Source organism: Marinospirillum sp., from assembly GCF_014859565.1.
This window is the reverse complement of record NZ_JACUUA010000242.1, coordinates 1-4,567: the sequence shown is the minus strand read 5'-3', so window position 1 is coordinate 4,567 and position 4,567 is coordinate 1. Positions and strand designations below refer to the sequence as shown.

4 protein-coding genes and 1 pseudogene are annotated in these 4,567 nt (G+C 49.0%); all 5 read left to right on the top strand.

Annotation, left to right across the window (positions count from 1 at the left end):
* Positions 1 to 987: pseudogene (locus IBX50_RS17460) on the top strand (CRISPR-associated helicase/endonuclease Cas3); the annotation flags it as partial.
* Positions 988 to 995: 8 nt separating this feature from the next.
* Positions 996 to 1,664: a type I-C CRISPR-associated protein Cas5c gene (gene cas5c, locus IBX50_RS17455; protein WP_292257577.1), complete on the top strand. Its 669-nt coding sequence runs from the start codon at positions 996 to 998 to the stop codon at positions 1,662 to 1,664.
* Positions 1,661 to 3,439 carry a type I-C CRISPR-associated protein Cas8c/Csd1 gene (cas8c, locus tag IBX50_RS17450; protein ID WP_292257576.1) on the top strand — a complete coding sequence of 593 codons (1,779 nt, stop codon included), beginning with the start codon at positions 1,661 to 1,663 and terminating at the stop codon, positions 3,437 to 3,439. Before cas5c ends, cas8c begins: the two co-directional genes overlap by 4 nt.
* Positions 3,436 to 4,308, top strand: a complete 873-nt coding sequence (gene cas7c, locus IBX50_RS17445; RefSeq protein WP_292257575.1) for a type I-C CRISPR-associated protein Cas7/Csd2 — start codon at positions 3,436 to 3,438, stop codon at positions 4,306 to 4,308. Before cas8c ends, cas7c begins: the two co-directional genes overlap by 4 nt.
* Positions 4,309 to 4,326: 18 nt before the next feature.
* Positions 4,327 to 4,567: DUF4258 domain-containing protein (locus IBX50_RS17440; protein ID WP_292257574.1), on the top strand; the 241-nt coding region annotated here is incomplete at its 3' end.

Here is a 4,567-nt window from a genome sequence, read left to right as displayed (position 1 = left end):
ATCATCCCTGATCCGAAGGAACTGGCCCAGAAACTCAAGCGCGTCACCGTGGAACTCCCCACCAATCCTGATCAACCCACAAGCTGGGAAACGCTGGCTAAAGAAATTGCTACTGAGCCCTGCTGTCTGGTGATTGTGAATAAGCGTCAGGATGCCCGAACCCTTTATGAATTATTGCCGGATGATGGTAATGCTTACCACTTGTCGGCAAATATGTGTGCGGAACATCGTTCAACAGCGCTTAAAGCTATTCGCCAGAAGTTGGCTGAGCGACACAAGGGCGACACAACGCCCCTGCGAGTCATCAGCACTCAGTTGATTGAAGCCGGCGTTGATGTGGATTTCCCCGTTGTGTATAGAGCCATGGCAGGATTGGACTCCATTGCTCAGGCCGCTGGTCGCTGCAACCGAGAAGGTAAAATGCCGGAACCAGGACGAGTGATGGTATTTCAGCCTGAAAGCCTGCCACCACCCGGATTTTTACGCCAGGCGGCACAAACGACACTGGAATTATTAAAAAGTGGTCAACTGGCTGACCCCTTGAGTCCGCAAGCTATGCAGGCGTTTTTTACTAAACTAAATGGGCAGGGTAGTCGTGATAAGCAAGACATTTGTCAGTTGCTGCAAGCCAAAAGCTCGCCCGATGCGCCCCTGGAAATTCAATTCAGGGAAGCAGCCAGTAAATTTCGTTTAATTGATGACCCTGGAGTTAGTGTGGTGGTAGCCTTTTGTCCGCATGGTAAAGAAGAAAGCCCTGTTTATGCTTGGCTGAGAGCCTTGGAAAAGGATGCTTCTCAGAAATGGGCGTATCGAAAGCTGCAACGCTACAGCGTAACTCTGCCGGATAGCTTGGCTAAAAAGCTATTCAATCTGGGAGCGATAGAGCAAAAAGCGGGGCAGATGGTGGTTCTGTCGAGTCATTACCATTCCATTTGGGGCGTGCAACCACCCGATAGCTTGCTACCCGTTGAGGACACCGTTATTTAGGAGGATTTATGGGTTTTTGTTTAGAGGTCAGCGGAGAATTTGCCTGCTTTACCCGCCCGGAAATGAAGGTGGAGAGGGTCAGTTATGATGTCATTACCCCTTCAGCGGCCAGAGCCATTTTTGAAGCCATTCTCTGGAAACCCGCCATACAGTGGCAGGTAACTCAGATTGATGTACTCAGCCCCATCAAATGGATGAATCTGCGGCGCAATGAAGTGGCGTCCATTATTTCTGCCAGCACTGCAAAAACAGCGATGAAAGAAGGCTCTGGTCATCTGGGACTCTATGCTGATGATCAGCGACAAAGACAACAAAGAGCCAGTTTATTACTCAAGGATGTACGCTACCGTATTCATGCCCAGTTCAGCATGACAGATAAAGCTGGATCTGAGGATTCTGCCGCCAAGTTTGCTGACATGTTTCGTCGTCGTGCTGAAAAAGGGCAATGTTTTAACCAGCCCTACCTGGGATGTCGCGAATTCACCTGTGATTTTGCTCTGGCAAATGAAGATACAGACTCCATTACGCCCATTGCAGAAACGCGTGATCTGGGCTTTATGCTTTATGACCTCGACTATTCCAATCCCTCAGCACCCAACCCTTTGTTTTTTCGTGCCCAGATGGAAAACGGCATTATCACTGTTCCCTCCAGAAACAGTCAGGAGGTACGAGGATGATTCTGCAAGCCTTGTGCGAATACTACGACCGGAAAGAAGCTGCTGGTCAGGGGCTGCCACCAATTGGTTTTGAGGAAAAAGGCATTCCTTTTGTCATTGTGCTCTCGCCAGAGGGCCAATTTGTGCAGCTTCGTGATACACGGGAATCTCAAGAAAAGGGCAAGCCAGCACCTCAAACTTTTCTGGTGCCCCAGGGACAAAAACGCACAGTCGGTGTTAAGGCTTATTGCCTCTGGGATCATTTCGGTTATGTGCTCAATCACCCCAAAGTCAGTAAGCCGGGCGCAGAGCCAAATGAAAAAGAAGTCGAAATGGCTGCCAACCAGCACCAGGCCTTTGTTGGCCTAGTCGATCAGCTCCACCAGGAAATTCCAGATGATCCTGGTGTTCAGGCGGTTCATGCGTTCTTGCACAGCGAATTGGAAAAAGAAAAGGTCCGGCAAGCCTCAGAGTTTCAGGATTGCCTGAAAATTTCCGGTTGCAACCTGACTTTTCAGTTAAGTAGTGAAAATCATCTGGTGTGCCAGTCTGCTCAGGTTCAGCAATGGATCAGACAACAACCTCTGGATAATGAAAATCAAGAGGGTACTTGTCTGGTTACCGGCGAAACAACCAAGATTGCCCGTTTGCACCCACAGATTAAAGGACTTTGGGGACCTGCCAAGGCAGCTACAGATATTGTTTCTTTTAACAAAAACTCATTCAGTTCGTGGGGAAAAGAGCAGGGAGCTAATGCACCTGTGGGTGAAGTTGCTGCAATCAAGTACACCACAGCATTAAGCCAACTGATCCGAAGTAACAGTTCACAATACCTACGAATGAATGAGACATATGTGGTCTGGTGGTCAACGGGGGAAAACCCATTGGAAACCAACTTTCAGTCTTTCTTTAACGATACACCCAAGGATGACCCGGAACAGGGTACTCGTGCCGTTCAGCAGCTTTTTGACAGTCTTCACACCGGGGCTTTTCTTAAAGGTGAAGGCAGAGAGAGGTTCTACTTGCTCGGCCTGTCACCCAATGCGGCCCGCATTGCCGTGCGTTTCTGGCAAGTGGGAACAGTTGCCGAGTTCAGCGAGCGCTTGGCACAGTGGTTCAAGGATATAGAGATCACTGCGTGGGATTTTCATTACCCGCCTCTGAAACCTTTGCTGCGTTCCACCGCACTACTGCACAAGGATGAAAACCTTCCTCCGCATCTGGTCGGGGAAACCATTCGCAGCATTTTAATGGGGTTACCTCTACCAGCCAGTATTCTGCAAGCAGTGACTAAACGCATTAAGGCTGAGCAAGGAAAAATCACTTTCTATCGCGCCAGTTTGATCAAAGGTTACCTCAACCGTTTGTACCGCTATCAGCAAACCAGTAACAAGGAAATCACCATGGCTTACAACCCTGAAGAAAAACGGATTGGTTATCGGCTGGGCTGTCTGTTTGCAGTTCTGGAAAAGCTGCAAACCGATGCCAACCCCGGTCTAAATGCCACCATTCGTGATCGTTATTACAGTAGTGCCAGTTGCACCCCCAAGGCTGTTTTCGGCACGCTGATGCGGCTTCATGCTCACCACCTGAAAAAGCTTCCTCATCAAGGACAGCGTGTGAATTCTGAAAAACGTATTGCCGAAATCATGGCGGATATTAAAGATTTTCCTGCCCACCTGAATCTCGAAAATCAGGGACTTTTCGCCATAGGTTATTACCACCAACGCCAAGCACTTTTTGCTAAAAAAGAAACCGACACTTCCAAGGAAAATACTGAAGGAGCTGAAGCATGAGCCTGAACAATCGCTATGAATTCGTTTATCTGTTTGATGTGAAAGACGGCAACCCCAACGGTGACCCGGATGCGGGCAATCTACCCCGTGTGGATGCCGAAACAGGCCAAGGTCTGGTAACGGATGTTTGCCTCAAGCGCAAGGTGCGTAATTATGTGGGTCTGGTGAAGGAAGAAACGCCGCCCTATGAAATCTACATTAAAGAAAAGGCAGTTCTGAATCGGAACAACCAGCGAGCTTATGAAGCACTGGACTTAAAGCCCGAGTCGAAAAAGCTGCCTAAAAAAGAAGAAGATGCCAGAAACGTAACCCAGTGGATGTGCAAAAACTTTTTTGATATCCGTACCTTTGGTGCTGTCATGTCCACCGAGATCAATACCGGTCAGGTGCGCGGCCCGATTCAGATCAACTTTGCCCGCAGTATTGATCCAGTAGTCAGTGCTGAACACAGCATCACCCGTATGGCCGTTACCACCGAAAAGGAAGCCGAGCAGCAGAGTGGTGACAACCGAACCATGGGACGCAAATTCACCATTCCCTATGGCCTTTATCGCTGCCACGGTTTTGTTTCTGCCAATCTGGCTAAACAAACAGGCTTTAGTGAAGATGACCTGAAACTGTTCTGGGATGCGCTGGTCAACATGCTGGATCATGACCGTTCTGCCAGCCGTGGGGAAATGTCCCCTTGCGCACTCTATGTGTTTAAGCACGACTCTGAGTTAGGTAATGCTCCAGCACGTAAACTGTTTGATCTGGTGAAAGTGCAGAGGGTTACTGAAGGACCAGCCAGAGACTTCAGTGATTACCAAGTCTTGATTGATGATGCACATCTGCCCCAGGGTGTGGAGTTGATCAAACTGCTGGACTGAGTGTCCAAGGTGACAGGGATGCCCTACTGTACTTCAATTACTTATACAGGCCACGCCCTCAGACGAATGTTTGAGCGTGGCTTGACAGAGCAGGAAGTGGCAGCAGTGCTTCGAACAGGGGTGATGCTAATTGATTATCCAGATGATCGTCCCTACCCCAGCCAACTACGGCTTGGCTGGGTAAACAGCAAAGCGATACATGTGGTTGTTTCACAGAATCCTGAAACAGGTGCGTGTTATCTCATTACAGTCTATTACC